Below are 22663 nucleotides of genomic sequence, written 5' to 3' on the forward strand. Positions count from 1 at the left end.
TTGAGCCATTGAACTAATAATAAAAATAATGACTAGAAAATATATAATATATGTTGCCCTGCTCAGTATCTGCACAGTTTTGTATTCCTGTAAAGATAACCTGGAATTGCATAACGAGCTTACCAATGTAGATAACAGTTTAGATCTTGCTCAAAAGCTCGATGCTCAGGCTAACCTAAGTGTTTTTAACGGTTATGTTAAAACTACGGGTTATGATAAGGTGCTTGCAAGTGCACAAAATTATACGGTTTGGGCACCAACCAACCAGGCTTTAGCCAATTTAGATGTGGCAATTATTTCTGATCCTGCAAAATTGAAAGATTTTGTAGCCAACCATATTGCGCTATCTACTTATCCGCTAAACAAAGAAGGCGATACCACAAGGTTAAAACTGCTTAACAATAAGTTTGGTGTTTTTACCAGCACAAAATTTGAAGAAGGCACTGTTTCGGGCGCTGGCCAGTTTGTAAAAAATGGGGTGTTATATGCCGTAGATCAAGCTGTTCCAACCAAACAGAATATTTGGGATTATATGCTAACCAGTACCGATGGTACTTTGCAAAAAAACTATATCAATAATCTATCGGTTACCGTTATCGATACTGCAAACGCCACTATTATTGGTTATAACAATTTAGGTAATCCCATTTTTGCACCTAACCCGCCAATGATATCCAGAAACACTTATTGGGTAAATGTAGCCGATCTAAGAGATGAAAGTCAACAATATACTTATTTTATACTACAGGATGCCGCCTTTACAGCCGAATCATCAAAACTTTCAACCTATTATCCAAGTATAAATCCGAATTTAAATGCTTCGTTCTTTCTGGTTAAAGATTTAACCATAAAAGGAGTTTATCCGATTGAAAAGTTGCCAGATACACTTATCTCTTTAAAAGGGGTAAAAGTGCCAATCAATAAAGCCAATATTATCCGTTCCTACCGTGCCAGTAACGGGATGGTGCATGTGGTAAATGCATTGCCTTTCCGTTTAAAAGATAAAGTGCCAGAATTTAAAATCGAAGGTGAAAAACCACAGTCTTTCAATGCTGCTCGAACGGTTTTATACCGTACCAAACTTGATAATTTAGGGAAAACCTTTAACGATATTGAGGTTTACGACCATAAGTATGCCGAATTTGGTGTGTTTTATTATAAAGCCAATCTACCGGTTGTAAAATACAAAGTATATGCAAGAGCCATTTCTGGTTTACCCGGCGACCCACAGGTAACGGCATTTACGCAGCGTTACTTCTTTTATAACCCTGCCACATTAAGTTATACTTTGTTTTATACCCATTTGGTCAACCCCTTAACCTATAACGAAGCCTACTTAGGCGAATATACGCCTTCAGACTTTGGCAATTTTCAAGTGAGGTTAACCGCTGCAAACAGTACAAGTGTAAATGTAAGTACACTCATATTGGATTATCTCCGCTTCGAACCAGTTTTACCTTAATTATGAATCTTGCTTTCAAAAAAAATACTATGTATAATTTTACAACGATAAAAAAAGTTTGGGGCATATTGATTTGCTTACTGGTGTTTAGCTTAGCCGCACAGGCACAGGAAGTAGATTCGATGAAAACCGAAACGGATACCACTACTATAAAAGTAAAGGCCCGCGCAGTTAAGGGTGAAAAAATAAGGGGAATTGTACTCGATGGAAATACCAATAAGCCTTTAGTGGGCATTAACATTACAGTTACAGGATTTAATGCTGCCATTACCGACGAAAAAGGAAGATTTACAGTAGTGGTACCCGATTACAAGGCCAGTATTATTATTTCGGGCAACGGTTTCCAAACTAAGGTACTACCCGTTTACAAAGACAAAGAAATCAGAACTAAACTTTACCCGCTATCATTTACCTCGGTTTATAACGAGGTGGTTACGCCTATAGGTAATGTTTCCCAGGCACGGGCAATACCAGCCGTAAGTAATGTAAGTGTTCAGGGCAATTGGGCAAGTAACTCTGAAAGTGTAACGAGTTACATCCAAGGCAGGGCCGCAGGGGTTAAAGTTACCAGACGCTCCGGAACACCTGGTGTTGGTGCCGATGTACTCATCAGAGGATTTAACTCTTTGTACGCTACAAATCAACCTTTATATGTGGTTGATGGGATGATTTTCGATGCCAATAATTACGGTACTTCGCTCATTAAAGGTCATGTTAACAACCCGCTTCAATTTATCGATGTTCGGGATATTGAAAACATCAGTATCATTAAAGATGCAGCTTCGGCAGCAACTTATGGGGTAAAAGCGGCAAATGGAGTGGTATTAATTACCACCAATCGGGCGCACGATCTGGCCACCAATATCGATTTTTCTGGTTACGTAGGTTTCAATTTCAAACCTAAAAACTTACCGGTAATGTTGGCATCTGATTACAGGTTATATCTTTCTGATATTTTAAAAAGTCAGGGATTAAGCAATAGCGCTATTGCTGCAAAACCTTATATGAACGATAGTCCAACCAACCCCGATTATTTTAAATACCACAACGAAACCAATTGGCAGAATGAAGTATTAAAAAGCAGTTTCGATCAGAATTATTTTTTAAAGGTAACCGGTGGTGATAATATTGCGAAGTACGCACTTTCTGCCGCTTATGCCAGAGATAGGGGCGTAATTGATAGCACCGATAATTTAAAATACAGCACACGCTTTAACAGTGACTTAAACCTGACCAAAAAACTGCAGGGAAGCACCAGTTTATCGTTTACCTATACCGAGCAGCGCTTAAAAGATCAGGGAATTGCACCCGTAACCAATCCGCTGTTCTTAGCTTTGGTTAAATCGCCTTTTATGGCCAGGAATGAAATAAACTCAGCTGGGGCCGTTTCGCCAAATTTAGCCGATTATGATACCTTACAGGTGAGTAATCCAAGAGCTTTAATTGAGAAGGGGCAAAATTTGAAAAAGGCTTATCGGTTTTATGGTAACATCAACTTCGATTTTACTTTCAACAAAAACTTTAAACTATCTAACCTCAGCGGTGTAACTTACGATAAAACACAGGAAACACTTTTTATTCCAAGAAAAGGAGTAACCAACGATACGCTTTCCAATTATGTAGGTGATAGCCGTTTAGGTACACAGGTAGGAAGATTTTTCAATGTGTTTAACGATCTGCGCTTAACTTACGATCAATCTTTTGGTTTATACAGCAAACTGCATGCAATTGTAGGTACACGTTATTCGCAGAGCGAAAGCGAGCAGGACTATGCTTTGGGTTTTAACTCTGCAACAGATGAGTTGATCAGTATTGGGAACAGTAATGCGGCTTTTAGAACATTTGGTGGCGATATAGGGAAATGGCGTACGCTAAATAATTACCTGTCTGCCAATTATAGTTATGCCGACAAGTACCTTGCTAACTTCTCCATGGCTGTTGATGGCTCCTCGCGCTTTGGTGCAAAGACCGGTCAGGGTTTCTTAAACTTCGACAATGGTTTGAGAATCAATGGAAGCCGTTATGCCGTTTTACCTGCTGTTGGTGCTGCCTGGATAATCTCTTCAGAGAAATTTATGCGCAATTTACACCGTGTCGACCTGTTGAAATTAAGAATGAGTTATGGTTTAGTTGGAAATGATGATGTAGGGAATTATACGGCAAGAAAATATTATACCACTCAAAATGTATTGGGTATTAGGGGTATAGTAACAGGTAATTTTGCCAATCCCAATCTGCAATGGGAAACCGTACGCAAGTTTAATACTGGTATTGATGGTTCCTTTTTTAGCGAACGCCTAAGCATCAGTTTAGATTATTGGAGAAACAGCACCAAAAATATGTTAAGCTATCAATTGCTAAGCGTTGTTACGGGTACTGCTTCTTTTATCAACAATAATGGTGGCATGCAGACAAATGGTTTAGATTTAGCCTTAAATGGCCGGATTCTAAATAAAAAAATAAAATGGGATGCAGGTTTAACCATCGGTACATCAACCAATAAAATTACCAGTTTACCTGATGGAAATTCAGTGATAACCAGTTATGCAGGCGGTGCTTATATCAGCCAGGTTGGTCAGTCGGCCAATCAGTTTTACGGTTATAAAACCAATGGTGTTTTTGCTACCAATGCAGAGGCCGCTGCCTCAGGTTTATCTAGCCGCAACAGTTCTGGAGCGCTGGTACCATTTACAGGAGGTGATGTTAGATTTATCGATAATAACGGCGATAAAATTATTGATGATGCCGACCGTACCGTTATTGGCAATCCTAACCCTAATTTATTTGGAAGTCTTAACAATACCTTCACTTACAAAAACTGGAGTTTAGATGCTTTAATCACTTTTGTTAGCGGTAACGATGTTTACAATTATACCAGGTCACAGCTTGAATCTGGAAGTACTTATTATAACCAAACACCAAATATTAGCAACAGGTGGAAAGGTGATGGACAAATTACATCAGTACCAAAGGCTGCTTATGGAGACCCGGTGGGGAATGCCCGTTTTTCTGACCGCTGGATAGAAGATGGTTCTTATTTACGTTTGAGAACCGTTAATGTAACCTATAACGTACCCTTAAAACTGAAGGCCATTAAGTACGCGAAAATTTATGCTACGGCTAATAACCTATTTACCGTAACCAATTATTTAGGCTATGATCCAGAATTTAGCAACTCCGGAAGTTTATTTAGCCAGGGTGTAGATACCACACTTGAACCGCAGTTCAGGTCATTTCAACTAGGCGTTAGAGTTGGATTATAATTAAGAAAGATATATCATGAAAATGAACATAAATAAAAAAATTGCATCCCTTTTACTGTTGGGTATTTTATCGGCAGGTTCGTGGTCTTGCAAAAAAATGCTCGACGTACCAACCGAAGATAAATTGGATAGTGTAAATGCTTTTAAAACAGTATCCGACGCAGATGCTGCGGTTATTGGTATTTACGGTCAATTTTTGGGCTTGGAAAAACTCTACATCCTGCAGAACGAATTGCGTGGCGATTTAATGGATGTTACCTCCAAATCAAGTACCGATTTGCAGGAACTATCATCACATACCGAAACAAAAAACAATCAATATGTAGATCCAAGGCCATATTATCAGGTGATTGTGAATTGTAACGATGTGCTCAAAAACTTTAAAATGATGGTCGATGATCGCCGGATGAGTGTTGATGATTACAACAAACGCTACTCAGATATTGCCACATTAAGGAGCTGGATTTACCTGCATTTAGGTATTCAATATGGCAGCATACCTTATATTACCGATGCGATTGAAACAGTAGATGACTTAAAAAACCTGTCTAATTATCCGAAAACACCATTTGACCAGCTCTTGGATAAATTAATTGCCTTTAACGAGAGCCTGCCATATAAGGAAGCTTATGCATATCCAGCAGGAACATCCTTGCTGGTTACCATTGATGCTAACAGTACCCAAAAATTGTTTGCTTCTAAAGCCTTTCTGTTGGGCGATCTTTATTTGTGGAAGGGAAATTACATTAAAGCGGCAGAAAATTATGCCAAACTGATGAATGCCGAAAACAATAACGGGAATGATAACTTTAGGTTTAATTTTTATAAAATCAATAACTCCGGAGATCCTGCCTATGCGAATTTAGCCATCTTATTTAGCAGAAGCGGACAAGATCCTACCAGTTTAATCAACAGTGTAGATGCTGGCTGGAGGGCTATCTTTGGTTTGCCAACAACTTCAAGCGCGTGGAGTTCGGAATGGTTTTGGGCTATGCCTTACAATACCGCATTTAAACCTGTAAATCCTATGATTGATTTATGTTCGCCGTTAAAAAGTTATCAGATTAAACCCTCGCAAGCTGTAAAAGATCTCTGGAACAGCCAAATTACCTATGGAGGTGTTCCATTCGATCCAAGAAGCAAATTATCATTCAATACTTCTGCAATGGGTGATGAAATAACCAAACTAACCGATAATGGCGGTAAATGGGGGATTTATAGAGCACCTTTATTACACCTTCGTTTTTCTGAAGCAGCTAATAGAGACGGACAGACCAAACTGGGCTGGGCATTGTTAAACACGGGGATTAGGAATACCTATTACGTAGGTACCATTACAGCCGGAGCCCAGGCACCTGTTTCGGTAGCGGAGTTAAATACTATGATTACACCTTATCCGCAAACTTCACCTTATTATTTCGATGCGAGAAAAAATAACGATGTTTCGGGTACCTGGTACCGTAACTGTGGCATTAGAGGTAGGGCAGTAGTAAATGCTATCGATGTAAGTTACCAAACGGATATGGTTGGATTAGAAGGCAAGTTAATTGATGAAGCTGCATTAGAGCTTGCTTTTGAAGGTAACCGCTGGCCAGATTTGGTACGAATTGCTCGCAGGCAGAATAACCCGGCCTTTCTTGCAGATCGCATTTATCAAAAATTGTTAAAAGCAGGCAATCCTAATGCCAGCCTTACCAGACAAAAATTAATGGATCCGGCTAATTGGTATTTGCCATTTGATTGGAAATAGAAAAATATAATAAGCAGATAATCTGACTAGATCGTCTGCTTATTATGTTTAAAAAGTTTCGAGACTCAAAATCTGTGCCTTGTACGTTGCCGGGAGAATCAAGTTTCTTAAAGGTTTGTTCATGTTCAGTTTCCTACTTAATTTGTATAAAGTAAGTATTGGTTTAATCGGTTTTCCTTCCCCCAGTTTAAGTAATTCATTTACTTTGAATGGAACGATGAGTGCCTGAATTTTTCGCATTAAAGAATATCGCAGAGAACCCAGGTGTTTTTTATACTGATCATAAAGATCATGAGAAAAGCAGCTATAAATTAAGTTTTCCTGCAGCTGTTGCTCATGCATCATTTGCCATGCCGCAAAATCGATTGGGAGCCCGTTTATTTCCATGCGATGCCCAACTCGATAGAAAGTAGCAAATATTTCCTCTTTTTCTGTTAGCGTGAGTTTTCTTTCCAGCACTTCGAAGGCTCGGATAGAATAGTCAATCAGCATAAATAATACATCTCTATAGGCCCAATCTGGAATTTTAGCGCTTCTTCCAGCTTCAACATGCTGATGGATCATGGTAATCTGATCTATCGCTGCATTGGCTTCAGCTAAAGTGGAAAATACGATTTTTTGCGCATAGGCAACAGTAGAAAACAATCTTCCCAGCGGATCTTTTGGCAGTTTGCCTGTAAAATACAACCAATCAACAGCTTTATTCAGGCTAAATTCTGCTGCGGCGCCGGCAAAAATAAAAAGCACAACATCTGTGTTACCCCATATTTTCCTTACGATAGAATGTTTATCTACAAAGTCCATAATCCATAATGCTCTTCTAATATTTCAATTTTTTTGATGTTGATGCGGCATAGTATCAGCGGGATAATGCCAATAATACCAAAAGAACAGTCTATCATTTGCCAAAATATTGGAATGTGGCGGATGTTTCCCGCAATTAAGGCCAATGGAATAATCGCGATGCAACAAATGATACCAAATTCGATTACCCATTTGTTTTTGATAGGATCTTTTAATGGGCCGATAAAAAGTACGGCCAGCATGATGTGTGCAAAAGCTAACCAATCAGTGCCATAACTTAAAAATGGATAGTGCAGGTTTGTATTTTTAAGAGCTTGATAAACCGCTCCAAGCCAGATTTGAAGACTACGTGGTAAAATTGCACCGTATTTAATTAGATAAGCAATTTCTGTCTCTAATGGGAAAGCGGTTAATCCGCTTATGGCCAGCCCTATAATGATCGTATAGACATATATTTTTGAACGTACTCTTAATTTTAATTCTTCGGCGCCCATGTGTCTGTTAGTAAGGGAGTGGAATAGATGTATTTTTGTTTTGTAAAGTACTTTGTATTTCAAAGTAAAAGCTAAAAATTGAATATTCCAAAAAAAGTTAAAGATTTTCGACACAATGAATTTTTTATCTTCTGTATCCAGTCGGAAATAGAAGCTCAGTTCAGCTTAGATCTTGTAGAGTAGGGAGGCGATTTATTGCAAGTTTATACTATAATGATATGCTTTTTAAAAAGCAAAAGCGCCAGCATCGCGCTGGAGCTCTTGTTATCATTAACTAAACTAAATTAACGCATTGCTTCTCGCAATTGTTTCATTCGTTAAACAAATATCTGTCACATTGACAATTAAAACGAAGATGGCTGGTAAATACGGAAAATGTCCTGTTGGATAAGTTTTTGCGGAATTTAATTCTGCTGGTAGTTTTAATTATACTTACGATCGAAATTTTGTTCTTTTTTTGTGCGCTGCTTAAGGGTTTAATGGGGCGTATTTTATATATTTGGATATTCATTATAAACTAAGCCTAGAAAAAAAAATAAATAGACTAACCACTATAATGGAATTATACACCCCTGACCAAACTGACAGAGATATTTTAACACTATTACAAAAAGATGCAAGGCTAACCTATAAGGAATTGGCTGCTATGCTGCATTTGTCAAAATCGCCCATTCAGGAACGTGTAAAACGCTTAGAACGTTTAGGATTTATTTCTTCGGTAGTGGCGTTAATTGATCCCAATAAATTCGAGAACTGTATGATCTGCTATTTGCAGGTTCAGCTTACCAACCATTCTGTTAATACCTTCAGGTTATTTCAGCAGGAGGTAAGCAAACTCGATGAAGTACTGGAATGTTACCATACCACAGGAGGCTTTGATTTTATGTTAAAAGTTGTTGCAAGAAATATGATTGCTTACAACGATTTTCTGATTAACAAATTCGGTCGTTTGGATAATATTGGTACTCTTAATAGTTCACTTGTAATTACGCAGGCTAAACGCGAAACCGCTTTGCCTGTATTATAAATTCATTATCGTTTAATCATTGCTGTTAAGGATAATGGTGCATGCAACAAGTGTTTTAGCTACTAAGACAGGGGGTAGAGGTTGCACCATAAGTGGAATAAATTGCAAAAAGAGGTCATCCTGAGCGAAGTCGAAGAGCATTTATTTGCGATTTATCAATCTCAGGAAGTCTTCGACTAGGCTAAGGGTGATGACCGCGGTGTTTCACTTAATGACTACATTGATGATGTCCCGTCAGATATTTGTTACGGATAAAATCCTTCTGAATATTTACTTTAGTTCGGATATTCGGTAAGAATTTATCATATAAGTGATCATATTCATCAATATTTTTAGAATTGAAATCAAATTAACACCATAAATTAATCAACTAATGTCGAATCGAAACAACGTAGCCGATACTACTGGAGCCTTAACAGATGCCGGGATAAGCCAGGATAAGAAAACATTTTTACAATCGCTCACCGAAGATTGGTGGGCAGTTATACTGGGGGCAATTATTATTGCCGCTGTACTTTATTTAACCAACAGCGGCACTGTAATTAGTTTACCTGCATTTAAATGGGCAAATAGTGAAGATCTTTTGGGTAAGGTATTATCAGCAGCTAACTTATTGTTGATTGTTGAAATGGGTGCAGTTTTTCTGACCTTAGCTTCAATAGCCATAGGTTTATCAGGAGGTAATGTTGCAAGGTTTGCTGGCGGTTTTGCTGTGATCTATTTTTTTGCTATCCTTTCCTTTATTATAGGGGGCAATAAAAGTGTATCCTATTTTGGGTTAGAATATGTGGTATTTGCATTACTTATTGGTATTGTATTGGGTAATTTAATCAGGTTGCCAGATTGGCTAAAAGAAGCGGTGCGGTCTGAGTTTTATATTAAAACAGGTTTAGTCATATTGGGTACCACTATTTTATCGGCCGATTTAATTAAGGCTGGTTTACCTGGTATAATACAGGCGGTTATTGTAGTTACCGTAGTTTGGTTTTTTTCGATGTGGTTAAGCCGCAAGTTAAAAGTTGATGATGAATTTGGCGTAATATTGGCCTCAGCAGTATCTATTTGTGGCGTTTCTGCGGCTATTGTAGCTGCTGGAGCCATTAATGGCGATAAACGTAAATTATCTTACGTAACTACCTTAGTATTAATCATGGCTATCCCGATGATGATTATTTTGCCTTGGGCAGTGAAGTATTTTAATATACCAGAGGTGATTGGTGGAGCATGGCTAGGTGGTACTTTAGATACAACGGCAACAGTAACTGCTGCAGGCGATTTGGTTGGACCAATTGCCGTTAAAGCAGGGGTTATTGCCAAGTTTTCGCAAAATGTTTTTATTGGTGTTGCTGCTTTTTTTATTGCAATATGGTGGGCCTATAAAAAACCTAAAGGAGAAGATGGGGTACCCTTCAAAGCAGAGCGCCCGGGATTGAAAATTGTGTGGGAGCGATTCCCGAAATTTGTATTGGGCTTTGTTGCAGCATCTTTGGTTTTTTCTTTTCTGTTATCGGCCACAACTGCTAAAAGTGTTGGGCCAACCTTAAACGGCTTACGCACAGTATGGTTCGCAATCGCATTTATTTCGATTGGTATGGAAGCTAAATTTTCATCGCTGATAAAACTTCAAGGCGGAAAACCTGCATTTACATTTGTTACTGCACAAATATTCAACATATTCTGGACACTCTTGTGGTCGTATATTTTATTTGGCGGGTATCTACTCCCTGTGCCTGATTTTAAATAGGCGAGGAGCTAAATTGTCAACGAACTGGATTTAAAAACTGCACCATGGTCTAAGTTATTTTGGTATTCGATTGTGATATGCGCTTCTGTTTATTCAATTTCCTCCAATCGCTTATTCTGTTAAAACAAAATTTAATGGTCAGATTATATTATCTTTAATAAAAATTCTCAAATGCTCATCAGTTAGTTATCCGGTTAGTTAGGAGAATCCTGAGATCTAATTTTTTTTAACCAAATCATTTTAATAATATGAGAACTACGAAACTTAGCTATTCAGCTTTTTTTATTTGCCTGATTTATATTGGTTTTTGTGGTTTTATTTCTGATAAACAAGAATATCCGCGTTTAGGTATTGTATCTGGTTTAACACAGGACAGTTTAGCGTATGCCGCAGGTTTTAAAATGATAGGCGAATCGGTTCCGAAGATACTGTCACCTGCATTAACCGATGATCAGTTTAATGCCAATTTGAAAAAGATTAAAGCCGCAAAATGTAAAGTGTTAACCTGTAATCTTTTTTATCCGGCGAGCATAAAAATAGCTGGACCTGAGGTAGATGAGGCAAAGGTTTTAACTTATACCGAAACTGTTCTTTCAAGAGCCGAACAGGCAGGAGTTAAGTTTATTGTGTTGGGCAGCTCGGGTGCGAGGAGCATTCCTACAGATTATGATATCGTTAAGGCAAAAACTGATTTTGTTAGTTTATGCAAAAAACTAGCACAAATTGCCGGGAAATATAAGGTTACAATTTTGTTAGAAAACCTCGAAACTACCGAAACAAACTTTATTACTTCGCTAAAGTCGGCAGCAGATATTGTAAGGAAGGTTGATCATCTAAATTTCAGACTTAATGCCGATATATTTCATATGATGCGTGAAGGAGAATCTCCAAGTGAAATTATTGCAGCTGGTACATTGATTGGATTTTCGGAGGTTGCTGAAAAACAAAACAGGTCATTACCAGGCGTTATGGGCGATGATTTTAAACCTTATTTAAAAGCTTTGCACAAAATAAATTATAGGGGTTTCATCTTTATAGAAGGAAGCATCAAAAATGCGGCTACCGAGATGCCATTGGCTTTCAAATATCTTTCGGCTCAGATTGCAGAAGTGTATTCAGAAAAAAAAGTGGATTGATTCAGTGCCAACCTCTTCTGAAATAAAAAAAGCTGTTATTTAGCTAATGATACCAATGATTGGGTGCTTGACTTTTCTGCAGCTTTATCCACATTTGGTAAACGCATTTTTGCAACATTGGTCTCAACAGTTAAAGATGGGTTTTCATTTTTAGCCAGTGCAGCTATATCTCTCACCGTACTCGATAACATTTTGAGCGTAAGCATAAACTGACGGTCGATATTCCTGATTTTTTGAAAATCAGCGTTTGGACTAACGTATTCTATATTTGAACGCTCACTTTGGTTGAATTGGATACTATCTAAAAGAACCAGTTTATCTGTAATTTGGTTTAATACTTTATCCGAAAGATTTAACCCCTGAATGCCCATCACCCTGTTGTTTTTTACATAATAATCTAAGCCATTAAAACTAATAAGGGTTAAGTTATTTCTATTGATGATGTACTCTGCCTTTGGAAGGTTATCTTTTAAATGGGTTTTATTAAATGCATTGCGCTGAGCGGCTAGTCGCTCAATCATATCGTTTCCGTTCAGTTTGTCTATATTCTCGAAAATATCAGCTTGTTTTGTTTGCTTGTTTTGAGCAAAAACACAAATAGATAAGCAAGAAAATGAGGTGATTAAAAGAAATACTAAGACGATTGATTTGGCACTTTTCATGTGACAAAGATACAGCTGTTTTTGTTGAAATTAAATTTTTTGTAGGTTTAATATTACGTTTTTTAAGTGTTTTTGTAATTTACTTGATGATAAAAATCAATTTTTTCTTTAACAGTTATTTAATGTTTAAAAAATATACAAATTGTGTCGCTTCATATTTTGAAATTTTATGGAGCTAAACATGTAATTAAGCTTTTAACTTTGAGTTTTTTGTGCTTTGGAAATAGTTCAATACTTTTGATTCTGCGATATCTGGTATCGCCCCATTAGTGATGATCGAGCTCGACTTTTTCTTTAATCTGCCTAATCGCGATATCATGCATTTTCAGCTTATCCAGCTTTCGAGAGAGGAGCCGTGGACCGTGTTCTACTGTGACCATGTACTGGCAGGGATAATAAAAGAAGGGAAGGAATGGAAGCAATTATCAGGCGAGGTTTTACCTGAAGAACTATTACAAAATATAGGATTGTTTATTGATCGGCAGCAGTATCGAAAATTGCCGGATGAACTTAAGTGGAGATGGCCAAAGCTCATAGAAGAAATTATTGTGAATTCAGATTCTGAATATATGGTGATCTGCAAACCTTTTGTAAATTTCAGATCATTTGAAAAAATGTTTGAAAAATTTGTACCAGCCATGATAAAAGATGAGTGGGCAATCAATTTTAAAGTGTATAGTCATGATTTTGAAGAGGACTTTATAAAGCAACTTAACCGCAAGGATGAAAAATCCGGTTATCAACCTATTCAGAAATGGTAATCTTTATCAGGATTAAAGATTTTATCTCGTGTTAAATGTCGGGTATTTAACGTAATCTTAATATTGGGTTTATATGATGTCTATACTTTTGCGGTGTAAATATTTGGTTAGTATTATACACGTTTAGTTAGTTGATAAGGAGAGGCCCCAATGGATATTGTGGCCTTTTTGATTTTAATACTTCGCTATCTGAATCGTACACGAGTACTAAATGTTATTGCTATAGTTATTGAGTTTTAATTTGGGGTGCTATTGTGGCGTTAATTCTATCGTGCTTACAACATGTATTTTTGTTGTGGCGAGTCCCTTTGCCGTAAGCTCAATTTCAAATGAAATTTTATCATTGAGCCTAATTTCTTCCTGATGATCCATTAAAAAGAATTGAATTTTCTGCTCATTTTCATCTTTAATAATACCATGTACACCATTTTGATCTACATAACATATTGTACCCTTTCTCATTTCTAATCTGTTTAGTAAAGATTTACACTTAATTCATAAACGAATTATCTAAATGCTAGAACGTCAATTAGACGATTTAATATAGTAGTAATTTTGTTACATTAAGTTAAAGAAAGTGATAATATTCTTCCTGGATGCGAAAATGCCTTATGGGAAGTTTTTACGTAGAAAAATTTAATTGCTAGACAGCGATAGTTTGTTCAGTTTTTTTATCTTCAGATTCTATTGTTAGCGCATTTAAAGAAATACTTATGTTTAAAGTATAGAAGCCTTCTTCGTCAATTCCTGCAGTCATTTCGGCATTTTGATGGTAAGCATATTTTAGTCGGTTACTAATATTGTCCATTCCGGAGCCAAAGCCTACTTTGCTTTTTACTAATCTGGGTAAATTACGGCTTTCGATACGCAGTTTGCCATCAAAGGTATAAACATCTATAGTGGCCTTATTTTCTATATCATTAAGGTTTCCGTGTTTAAACATGTTTTCCAATATAGTAAGCAAAACAAGTGGAATTAATTTAATCTCACCAAGATCAGGGCCGCTGGCAAGCTCAATATAAATTGCGCCTTGCGTAATGCGGTGCAAGCCAATCAGGTTTTCGCATTGTGCAATTTCTTCGCTTAAATATACATAGCCTTCATTGTGTTGAGTATTAGCAGCAAAACGCATCATATCGGATAGATAAAGCATTACTTTGGCATCTTCTGGAGAGTAGGTGCTTAGTTTCTGATGTACAAACTCAAACGTGTTAAAAAGCAGATGTGGATTGATCTGTGCTTTCATGAAAGCATTCTTAGACATGGCAAGCTCCTTATCCATTTTTTCCTTATCAATAAGCATTTGAAAACGCTGTTTCTCGATCCGTGATTTTTCGGTTTTTTCTTTAATGAACCGCTTTAAGAAATAATATCCTGTAGAAAAAATAAGGAAAAATGAGCCTCTATAAAGCACCTTGGCTATTCTGATTCTAAGACTTGGTAGTTCTCCAGGTAAAATATTGGTATAGGTATTTAGCAAAATGTCTACACCAGTAACCAGACCTAAATAAATCAAGATAGTTGATATCACAACCAAAGGAACTTTCCATAGTGCTCCGTTATGAAATGCTGTTGCTTTTTCCAGTAGTAAAGTATAGGTATAAAAGAAGGTGATATTAATGGTGTAATGAATAGCATAGTTACCAAATGTACCGGGCATACCTACCCAGTAAATAACCACAACGGTTTCCCAAAATATAAATATAGACCATGCAATTACGTGTATCCGGTAAGTATACAGCCAGTTTCGTAACATTCTTGTGCTCCGTTTTAATCTATTCATAATGACTTATTTACTATCTGTGTAACAACTAAAGTTATAGGACGCTATCGCTGCTAGTTTTCTAAAAAAAACAATTATGAAGACTCAAAAACTAGCTAAAAGAACACTATTTGTATTTAAAAAAAAACTGAGTAAAGAGATCAGTAACCCGACAACGGTGTCTGATCCAACTACAATAACAGTTTCTACGAGTACAGGTGTCATTTTATAATTGAATGTTTTTTATCAGTAGCCGTTATTTTTTGCGGCTACTGATAATTAGCCTTTCAGAAATAAAATTTTTAAATTCATTATAATAAATATCTCCAACGGTAAAGCTAATGTGGTTGTTCATGGTAATCCTGTTGCCATCCACATATAAAATCTTATCAATAGCAATAATATATCCACGGTGTAACTGTATAAAACCATTCTTAATGCTAAGCTGTTCACGAACATCTTTTAAACTTAAATAAGCAATAATTACTTTTCCTACAGTATGTATTTTAATGTAATTATGAAAACTTTCAAAAGCGATAATATCCTCATATTTAACCATTACCGCACGGTGATCCTCTTCTTTGTTTTTAACTAGAAAGTAATCTTCGTTTGTGCCACCTGTCATTTCCTGTCCAAAAAGCCTGGTAATGGTAGTGGCAAATTTGGCATAACTATATGGTTTAAGCAAATAAGCATCTCCTGCAGCTTCAAAAGCATCAAAAGCATACTCCTGGTGGGAGGTGGTGAAAATAAGCTTTCTGGTTCTGGAGCGGATGGCCTTAGCCAATTCCAGACCGGAAATCTGAGGCATTTCCACATCCATAAAAATTACATCAACCGTTTCTGAGCCGGCTAGCTCCCTTAAAGCAGTAATTGGATCGGTATACTGCTGCACGAGTCGCATGTTTGGCGTATCCTCAATATATTTTTGTAGCCCCGCTAAGGAACTGAACTGGTCGTCTATGGCTATGCACTTAATCATCTTCAAAAAATCTGTTTCTCTTATAACGAAATTACGCCTTTTCGTACCGAAAAGGGTGCTATCTGTACGGATTAATTTTAAATCTTTTCCTTATTTACTAATTTAACACAAAAATGTGTCAATTAAGTTTACAAGATGCTGGCAGTAGCTACAATCCATAAAATATTCTAGAATACCTATAAAAAAATATACCTCCACCTTGAATGGACTTGTTAATCGAATTATAAGCTTTAATCAAGCTAAGATCACGGGCCAATCTGTTTTGTTACAAGAATATATATACTCCTACACCTCTGTAGTCGGAGCTGTCTAAGTTGGTGCTTTCGTTTTTGTATGGCTACCTTGGTACTCGCCATATCGATTATGTTGGCTAAACGTCATATATATTCATTTAAACAAGACTTAGTTTTATTAAGGATATTTTTGCAACATAAATCTGATCCTTTTAATTTATGGCTGATCACTTATTGAAAGATGTACTTTATTCCGTTCTCGATCTTGCAACTGTTTTAGATGGCTTTACTGCTGCAGATAGTTTTAAAGCAAGCCTTGATTTAGCTAAACAGTCTGAGACTTTAGGTTATACACGGTATTGGTTTGCCGAACACCATAATATGGCAAGTGTTGCCAGTTCGGCCACGGCCGTGCTTATTGGTTACATTGCTGGCGGTACCAATAGCATTCGCGTCGGTTCTGGAGGTATTATGCTACCCAACCATGCACCATTAATTGTAGCCGAACAATTTGGTACATTGGCTTCGCTTTATCCCAACCGTATTGATTTGGGGTTGGGCAGGGCACCAGGAACCGATCAGGTTACAGCAATGGCTATCCGTGGCGAAAACTTTAATGCAGTTCATAGTTTTCCCAGAGATATTGAGAAGTTACAACAGTTTTTCTCTGCCGGTAATAGCCGGGCAAGTGTAAGGGCCTTTCCGGGAGAAGGGTTGGATATCCCGATCTGGATTTTAGGTTCGAGCATTGACAGTGCACGCTTGGCAGCAGAAAAAGGACTTCCTTATGCTTTTGCAAGTCACTTTGCACCGACCTATTTCGAGCAGGCGATTTCCATTTATAGAAATAACTTTAAACCATCTGAATTTTTACAGGAACCTTATGTAATGGCCTGTGTAAATGTGGTTGCTGCCGATACTGATGCGGAAGCAGAACGTTTATCAAGCTCTATAAAACGTATGTTTTTAGGCGCTATAACGGGTAAAAGAGGATTGCTGAAGCCTGCCGTTGACGATATGGATGTTTATTGGGACCAGTTGGAAAAAGAAGCGGTAGAACAGATGTTATACTATTCATTTATTGGCAGTGCAGAAACCATTAAAGAAAATTTAGCTGCTTTTGTTGCCAAACACGGTGTAAACGAGATAATGAGTACCTCGCATATTTACGATCATCAGGCAAAATTGCATTCGAATAAAATTTTTGCGGGGTTGTTTGGATAAAATATAATTAACCCTGTCCAACTTTGTGTTCAACTCTGTCCGTAGTGTGAAGCGCAGCGTCGCTATGGCTTGATAATATTGCATTTAATGCTTAATATTGATAATGAGTCAGAGACTCTTTTTTATTAATAATCCCTAGCACCTTTCAGAACTCTACAGACAGATGTAATGCATGTAGCATTTTGTCCGTTTTCCATGTTATATTTTCCATTATCAGAATACATTTCACCCCTCCATCACTTTCTCTTTAAGATTTATTAATACTAAGGGAATATTGGACTACTAGCTTTGCTGCGAAAAAAAGCAGCATCCCTTGAGCAAAACTTTACTTTCATCTTTACAGTGTGGAAGCCATCGGGCCATGGAAGAAATCTACCAGGTTTATTGGGAAGATATATTTGATGCTGCGCTAAAAAAAACGGGTGATGAAGCCCTTGCACAAGATATTACCCAGGAGATTTTTATTTCGCTTTGGGAAAATCATAAAACGATTAATCTGTCTGGGAGCCTTGGTGCTTATCTACACGGAGCTGTAAAATATAAAGTGATTAATTATTTCAGGTCGGGCAGTATTAAAGAACAGCACCAAACTGCACTCACAGCCCTAATGGATGAGCAGCATATCGCCGCCGCCGATGATAAACTAATTTTAAAAGAGCTCCATCTAGAGGTAGATGCAGCCATTGCACTTTTACCAGAAAAAATGCAATTGGTATTCTCAATGAGCCGAAAACAGGAAAAATCCATCAAAGAAATCGCTGCTGAACTTGATGTTTCTGTACAGACGGTAAAAAATCAGATCTCTGCAGCATTAAAGCTTCTTAAAAAAAGCCTTTCCTATATCCTGTTAATTGCTGTATTGATCGGCTTAACATAAAGTTAATTTATAGATAACATTTTTGGTTAGTACCGATCTGCTTTTCAACTGACATGTATTTAAATGACAGAAGAACAGGCAAAAGAACTGCTGCAGAAATACATCGATCAGCAGGCAAGTCCGCAAGAGCAAAAAACAGTTGAAGAGTGGTACGCCACACTTCATGCAAAAGACGTGGTGTTACCGGCCGATAGGAAAGTAGCTATAGGGGAGCAAATGTTTATTCACCTTCAGGCTGCTATGCATCAGAAGCCAAAATATGGCAAAGTATTCAAACTCCAATCTTTTATCAGAATTGCTGCTGCCGTAATCATTACCATTACATTGGGAATAAGCGTTTGGAAACTCAATACCCAAGTGGCCTCCGAAAATCAGATTACTGTAGTTACCGGAAGTACACAAAAGAAACGCATTACTTTATCAGATGGTTCAGTGGTTTTGTTAGGTCCATCTGCCAAACTCTGTTATCCTAAAGCATTTGCTTCAAACAACCGCCAGATCTCATTAAAAGAAGGTGAAGCTTTTTTTGAGATTACCCACCAGGAAAAAAGACCATTTACGGTACACACCACATCTGGAGTCGATATCCGGGTGCTGGGTACTTCTTTCAAGGTTAAGTCGTATCGGGGCAGTAAACACATCGAAGTTGCCGTAGTTACCGGAAAAGTTGCTGTAAGCGACAGAAAAGGAAATCTCGGTACATTGATTAAAGATGAATATTTAACCTATGATAAAAGTGTCGGTCAGGCTGCTATTGGCAAAACCAAAGCTGTCGCCTTTGTCGAACTCGCTTTTGATGGTGCAAGTCTCGATCAGGTCATCAATAAACTCCAATATGTTTACAGCATTAAAATTTTGCTGAACGATAGCACTTTGGGTAAACTTAAAACTACTGCTTCTTTCAGTAGCAAACAATCTACTGAAGAGATTTTGGATATTATCTGCAGTCTGCATCACCTCAAGTTCAATGCATCAAAAAATCATAAAACATTTAATATATGCAGATGAGATAGGGATATGATATAGAAATTATCTACGGTACCGATCAGATCGGTTGCCGTAATCTTTCTTCCTGGCAACAAAAGCCAGTATAATTAAAGCTTTACAGAAATAAAATCAAACAAATTAAGCAATGAAAACAACCTCCGCTAAGAGGACACAAGCTCTACATAAGATCATGAAATACTCATGTTTAACATTTACAATCCTTTGCATTTTTTGCAGCTCTATCCTTGCTTCGTCAGGAATGGCGCAAAAATTAGAGAAAACCACGGTTAACATTACCATAAATAAAGGCCGTAAAATGACCGAGATCATCAAAGAAATCGAATCACGTACCGGGCTTAGTTTTGTGTACAACCCAGACCAGTTACAACAAAAAAACATGCTTGTAAGCGGCGATTTCACTACAGAGCCGGTAAGGTCGCTTTTAGACAGGCTGGGCTTACAGGTATTGGAAAAAGGCGAATACGTAATTTTAAATAACGCCGTGCTAAACAAGCCAGACCGGATCATCACCGGAGTAGTAAGAGATACTGCAGGTTTGGCGCTTCCAGGTGTTTCGGTAAAAGTGCTAGGCACTCAAAGTGGCACCATTACCGACGGAAATGGTGCCTACCGCATTGAAGTTGGTGCCGATGCCGTGCTTTCGTTCTCCATGATTGGTTACCGTACTAAAGAGGCGAAAATTGGCGATAGTCAAGTAATCAACATGGTTTTGAGTGAAGAACGTTCTACGCTTGCAGATGTAGTGGTGGTGGGTTATGGAACCCAGAAAAAAGAAACACTTACAGGTGCAATCAGTATTGCATCATTGGATAAACTTTCTTCTAGGTCGCTTAATAGCGTGGGCGAAGTTCTGGCAGGAAAAACGCCAGGTGTAATTGTAACCAACGAAGGTGGCGATCCGACTTCTACACCACGTATCAACATCAGGGGGTCGGGTGGTCTTAATGGCGAAAGTGTACTTTATGTAATAGACGGTTCTATCTTTTTGGGAGTACCTCAGCTTAATCCTAACGATATCGAATCTATTTCTGTATTAAAAGATGGATCTGCAGCTATTTATGGTGCAAGAGCATCGGGCGGAGTGGTATTAATTACCACTAAGAAAGGTAAAAACGGCAAAATGCAGATCAGTTTTGATGCTAAATTAGGGCAGCAGAGCGCCTGGAGAAAACTACAGCCATTAAATGCTCAACAACGTGCACAGGTTGCGGCAACGGCAGCTAAAAATGGTGGTAATACCGTATTACCTGCTTTTGACCCATCTAAATATCCTGACGGACAGATTACCCGTACCAATTGGATGGACGAAGTGTTTAGAGATGGTTTATTGCAGGATTACAACGCCGCTATTAATGGAGGATCTGAGAAGTCGAATTATTATTTAAGTTTCAATTACCGCAATGCTGAAGGGATTGTGTTAAATACCAATACCAAACGTTACAACTTCCGCATCAACACTGAGCATGAGGTAAGCAATTGGCTAAAAGTTGGCGAAAACTTTTCGTATAGCAGCACAAACGGAAATGGTGCCAACACCAGCAGCGATTATACAGGAGCTTTACTTTCTGCAATTTACTATCCTACAAACGGAACACCTTACAACCCTGACGGAAGTTTTGCCGGTTTGCCTGGTGGGCAATTCGCTGGTGATTATGGCGATATTATTAACCCAGTGGCCGAATTGATGCGCATAGATATTAATAATCCTTCAAACATTATGGTAATCAACCCATATGTAACCTTAAAACTGGCTAAAGGCTTAACCTTTAAATCTAATTTAAGCATTACAAAAAAAGATACGCAGTTTAAGGGGTTCACGCCAAAAAGGCCTGAAGTTGGGAAACCGGTATTAAGCAATAGCTTACAACAAAACAGTTTCCAAACAAACGATTTTCTTGCTGAACAGATATTAAGCTACAAACAATCGTTTGGTAACCATAACTTAGATATTACTGGCGGTTATACTTTCCAGAAAACAAAGAATTATAGCTTATATACATCTGGTGCTGGATTTGATGATGAATCTCCACAATACAGGTATCTTACTAATGCCACTATTGTACAGCCATCAACTAGTTATTTCAGTGCAAATGCCCTATCGTCATTACTTTTTAGAGCCAATTATAACTACAAAGAGAAATATCTGGTGTCGTTAATCGGACGCAGAGATGGTACATCGATATTGATGAAAGACAACAGGACAAGGGATTATTTTTCTGCATCTGCAGGCTGGCTGTTAACCAAAGAAGATTTTCTTAAAGATATTACCTGGTTAAATGAATTGAAATTGAGAGGAAGTTATGGTGTTTTAGGTAACCTGGCCAGTTTGAGACAAGAAGACGTAAACCCGCTTTTAGTAGCAACACAAAGTTATTTTGGTCAAACACCAACTTTACAAACAGGTTATGCTTCAACAGTATTGCCTAATCCAAATATCAGATGGGCCAAAAGTAAGCAAACGAATATAGGTTTAGATGTAACGGTATTGGGCAGTTTGAGCTTAAATGCAGATTATTTCATTAAAGATATCAACGATATGATCTTAACCCGTCCACTTCCTGGTACGGCGGGCCTAAATTCGCAAACGATTAATGCCGGTAAAGTTAGAGACAAGGGAGTAGAGTTGGGTTTAACTTATAGCAGCAATAAAAACGCAGAATTTACCTATTCGGTTAATGCAACGCTTACAAAAGTAAACAACATGGTACTAAGCTTGGGCGAAGGATTGGAAAACATGCCATTATCAACCAATTTCCGTAACGAGCTTGCTCCATTAGTAAATAGGGTTGGTCAACCTTTGTACAGTTACTACGTGTTGAAAACAGACGGTATTTTTCAGAGCCAGGCAGAAGCCGACAACTATAAAAATGCTAAGGGAACCAAGATTCAGCGGAACGCAAAAGCAGGTGATTTTAAATTTGTAGATATCAATGGCGACGGATCTATTGATAGCAAAGACCGTTATTTTGCAGGCAGTGCTTATCCTGATTTCTCATATGGATTAAGTTTTAATGCAAGCTATAAAAATTTCGACTTTAATATTTTTGCACAAGGCGTACAGGGCAATAAATTATTCAATGCCGTAAAACGTACAACTTATAGTGCAAGTGGTCCTTCTTACAATAAACTGGTAGGCATTCTTGATGCCTGGTCGCCAGAGAATCCAGGTGGCAAAGTGCCGATTATTTCAACCAGCGATGCCAACGGAAATTTTGCAGCTTCTGATTTTTATGTAGAAAACGGTTCTTACCTGCGTATCCGTAATGTAACCTTAGGTTATAGCTTGCCAAATAAATTAACCAATAAGTTAAAAACAGGTGCAGTTAGGATTTATGCTTCTGCTAATAATTTATTTACCATCACTAAATACTCAGGCTTTGATCCGGAAATAGGAATGGATAACTATGGATTGGACGTTGGTCGTTACCCACAAGCCAGAAGCTTTATCCTTGGTTTAAGTGTAAATTTATAATC

Annotated in this window: 17 protein-coding genes; 11 read left to right on the forward strand and 6 right to left on the reverse strand. The window is 37.8% G+C overall.

The window, feature by feature from the left end; genetic code table 11:
• Positions 1 to 28 precede the first annotated feature (28 nt).
• The 3 genes from FHT21_RS06005 to FHT21_RS06015 are packed head-to-tail and all read left to right on the forward strand — an operon-like array spanning position 29 to position 6475.
• On the forward strand, positions 29 to 1462 hold the full coding sequence (locus FHT21_RS06005) for a fasciclin domain-containing protein (protein WP_167293828.1): 1434 nt from the start codon (positions 29 to 31) through the stop codon (positions 1460 to 1462).
• A gap of 29 nt (positions 1463 to 1491) precedes the next feature.
• Positions 1492 to 4725, forward strand: coding sequence for a SusC/RagA family TonB-linked outer membrane protein (locus FHT21_RS06010; RefSeq protein ID WP_167293829.1), 3234 nt, complete (start codon positions 1492 to 1494; stop codon positions 4723 to 4725).
• Between the two features lie 16 nt (positions 4726 to 4741).
• Complete coding sequence (locus FHT21_RS06015) at positions 4742 to 6475, forward strand: RagB/SusD family nutrient uptake outer membrane protein (protein WP_167293830.1); 1734 nt, start codon at positions 4742 to 4744, stop codon at positions 6473 to 6475.
• Positions 6476 to 6523: 48 nt separating this feature from the next.
• Here the strand turns inward: FHT21_RS06015 and FHT21_RS06020 are convergent, their stop codons facing one another.
• Positions 6524 to 7279, reverse strand: coding sequence for an oxygenase MpaB family protein (locus tag FHT21_RS06020; protein ID WP_208398873.1), 756 nt, complete (start codon positions 7277 to 7279; stop codon positions 6524 to 6526).
• Positions 7267 to 7773, reverse strand: a complete 507-nt coding sequence (locus FHT21_RS06025; protein ID WP_167293831.1) for a hypothetical protein — start codon at positions 7771 to 7773, stop codon at positions 7267 to 7269. The genes FHT21_RS06020 and FHT21_RS06025 overlap by 13 nt, the downstream gene beginning before the upstream one ends.
• 556 nt (positions 7774 to 8329) lie before the next feature.
• On the opposite strand from FHT21_RS06025, the gene FHT21_RS06030 reads away from it, so the two are divergent.
• The 3 genes from FHT21_RS06030 to FHT21_RS06040 all read left to right on the forward strand — a co-directional run bounded on the left by FHT21_RS06030 (position 8330) and on the right by FHT21_RS06040 (position 11680).
• Positions 8330 to 8800: an Lrp/AsnC family transcriptional regulator gene (locus tag FHT21_RS06030; protein WP_167293832.1), complete on the forward strand. Its 471-nt coding sequence runs from the start codon at positions 8330 to 8332 to the stop codon at positions 8798 to 8800.
• Between the two features lie 373 nt (positions 8801 to 9173).
• The gene (locus tag FHT21_RS06035) at positions 9174 to 10544 is read left to right on the forward strand and encodes a putative sulfate exporter family transporter (RefSeq protein ID WP_167293833.1); all 1371 of its coding nucleotides are present in this window, start codon (positions 9174 to 9176) and stop codon (positions 10542 to 10544) included.
• A 248-nt stretch (positions 10545 to 10792) separates the two neighbouring features.
• Positions 10793 to 11680, forward strand: a complete 888-nt coding sequence (locus FHT21_RS06040) for a sugar phosphate isomerase/epimerase family protein (protein ID WP_167293834.1) — start codon at positions 10793 to 10795, stop codon at positions 11678 to 11680.
• A gap of 35 nt (positions 11681 to 11715) precedes the next feature.
• On the opposite strand, the gene FHT21_RS06045 is transcribed toward FHT21_RS06040, so the two are convergent.
• Entirely contained in the window at positions 11716 to 12342 is a 627-nt protein-coding gene (locus tag FHT21_RS06045; RefSeq protein WP_167293835.1) for a hypothetical protein, read from the reverse strand.
• A gap of 317 nt (positions 12343 to 12659) precedes the next feature.
• Between FHT21_RS06045 and FHT21_RS06050 the strand changes: the two genes are divergently transcribed.
• The gene (locus FHT21_RS06050; protein ID WP_167293836.1) at positions 12660 to 13103 is read left to right on the forward strand and encodes a hypothetical protein; all 444 of its coding nucleotides are present in this window, start codon (positions 12660 to 12662) and stop codon (positions 13101 to 13103) included.
• A 249-nt stretch (positions 13104 to 13352) separates the two neighbouring features.
• On the opposite strand, the gene FHT21_RS06055 is transcribed toward FHT21_RS06050, so the two are convergent.
• From FHT21_RS06055 to FHT21_RS06065, 3 genes are all read right to left on the reverse strand, one after another.
• Positions 13353 to 13565 (reverse strand): hypothetical protein, encoded by a 213-nt coding sequence (locus FHT21_RS06055; protein ID WP_167293837.1) that lies wholly within the window; start codon positions 13563 to 13565, stop codon positions 13353 to 13355.
• 181 nt (positions 13566 to 13746) lie between these two features.
• Entirely contained in the window at positions 13747 to 14886 is a 1140-nt protein-coding gene (locus tag FHT21_RS06060; RefSeq protein WP_167293838.1) for a histidine kinase, read from the reverse strand.
• A 235-nt stretch (positions 14887 to 15121) separates the two neighbouring features.
• Positions 15122 to 15847 carry a LytTR family DNA-binding domain-containing protein gene (locus FHT21_RS06065; protein WP_167293839.1) on the reverse strand — a complete coding sequence of 242 codons (726 nt, stop codon included), beginning with the start codon at positions 15845 to 15847 and terminating at the stop codon, positions 15122 to 15124.
• Positions 15848 to 16299: 452 nt separating this feature from the next.
• Between FHT21_RS06065 and FHT21_RS06070 the strand changes: the two genes are divergently transcribed.
• From FHT21_RS06070 to FHT21_RS06085, 4 genes are all read left to right on the forward strand, one after another.
• On the forward strand, positions 16300 to 17304 hold the full coding sequence (locus FHT21_RS06070; protein ID WP_167293840.1) for an LLM class flavin-dependent oxidoreductase: 1005 nt from the start codon (positions 16300 to 16302) through the stop codon (positions 17302 to 17304).
• A 313-nt stretch (positions 17305 to 17617) separates the two neighbouring features.
• Positions 17618 to 18181: an RNA polymerase sigma-70 factor gene (locus FHT21_RS06075; protein ID WP_167293841.1), complete on the forward strand. Its 564-nt coding sequence runs from the start codon at positions 17618 to 17620 to the stop codon at positions 18179 to 18181.
• A 63-nt stretch (positions 18182 to 18244) separates the two neighbouring features.
• Positions 18245 to 19189: a FecR domain-containing protein gene (locus FHT21_RS06080; protein ID WP_167293842.1), complete on the forward strand. Its 945-nt coding sequence runs from the start codon at positions 18245 to 18247 to the stop codon at positions 19187 to 19189.
• Between the two features lie 238 nt (positions 19190 to 19427).
• Positions 19428 to 22661, forward strand: coding sequence for a TonB-dependent receptor (locus FHT21_RS06085; RefSeq protein WP_243853876.1), 3234 nt, complete (start codon positions 19428 to 19430; stop codon positions 22659 to 22661).
• Positions 22662 to 22663: the final 2 nt, after the last annotated feature.

The sequence above is a fragment of the Pedobacter sp. SG908 genome (assembly GCF_011759615.1).
GTDB lineage: Bacteria > Bacteroidota > Bacteroidia > Sphingobacteriales > Sphingobacteriaceae > Pedobacter > Pedobacter riviphilus.

What these genes read in the sequence shown, in the direction of transcription:
- FHT21_RS06005 (WP_167293828.1), top strand. Translation starts at nt 29, where the DNA reads ATGACTAGAAAATATATAATATATGTTGCCCTGCTCAGTATCTGCACA.
- FHT21_RS06010 (WP_167293829.1), top strand. Translation starts at nt 1,492, where the DNA reads ATGTATAATTTTACAACGATAAAAAAAGTTTGGGGCATATTGATTTGC.
- FHT21_RS06015 (WP_167293830.1), top strand. Translation starts at nt 4,742, where the DNA reads ATGAAAATGAACATAAATAAAAAAATTGCATCCCTTTTACTGTTGGGT.
- FHT21_RS06020 (WP_208398873.1), bottom strand. Translation starts at nt 7,279, where the DNA reads ATGGACTTTGTAGATAAACATTCTATCGTAAGGAAAATATGGGGTAAC.
- FHT21_RS06025 (WP_167293831.1), bottom strand. Translation starts at nt 7,773, where the DNA reads ATGGGCGCCGAAGAATTAAAATTAAGAGTACGTTCAAAAATATATGTC.
- FHT21_RS06030 (WP_167293832.1), top strand. Translation starts at nt 8,330, where the DNA reads ATGGAATTATACACCCCTGACCAAACTGACAGAGATATTTTAACACTA.
- FHT21_RS06035 (WP_167293833.1), top strand. Translation starts at nt 9,174, where the DNA reads ATGTCGAATCGAAACAACGTAGCCGATACTACTGGAGCCTTAACAGAT.
- FHT21_RS06040 (WP_167293834.1), top strand. Translation starts at nt 10,793, where the DNA reads ATGAGAACTACGAAACTTAGCTATTCAGCTTTTTTTATTTGCCTGATT.
- FHT21_RS06045 (WP_167293835.1), bottom strand. Translation starts at nt 12,342, where the DNA reads ATGAAAAGTGCCAAATCAATCGTCTTAGTATTTCTTTTAATCACCTCA.
- FHT21_RS06050 (WP_167293836.1), top strand. Translation starts at nt 12,660, where the DNA reads ATGCATTTTCAGCTTATCCAGCTTTCGAGAGAGGAGCCGTGGACCGTG.
- FHT21_RS06055 (WP_167293837.1), bottom strand. Translation starts at nt 13,565, where the DNA reads ATGAGAAAGGGTACAATATGTTATGTAGATCAAAATGGTGTACATGGT.
- FHT21_RS06060 (WP_167293838.1), bottom strand. Translation starts at nt 14,886, where the DNA reads ATGAATAGATTAAAACGGAGCACAAGAATGTTACGAAACTGGCTGTAT.
- FHT21_RS06065 (WP_167293839.1), bottom strand. Translation starts at nt 15,847, where the DNA reads ATGATTAAGTGCATAGCCATAGACGACCAGTTCAGTTCCTTAGCGGGG.
- FHT21_RS06070 (WP_167293840.1), top strand. Translation starts at nt 16,300, where the DNA reads ATGGCTGATCACTTATTGAAAGATGTACTTTATTCCGTTCTCGATCTT.
- FHT21_RS06080 (WP_167293842.1), top strand. Translation starts at nt 18,245, where the DNA reads ATGACAGAAGAACAGGCAAAAGAACTGCTGCAGAAATACATCGATCAG.
- FHT21_RS06085 (WP_243853876.1), top strand. Translation starts at nt 19,428, where the DNA reads ATGGCGCAAAAATTAGAGAAAACCACGGTTAACATTACCATAAATAAA.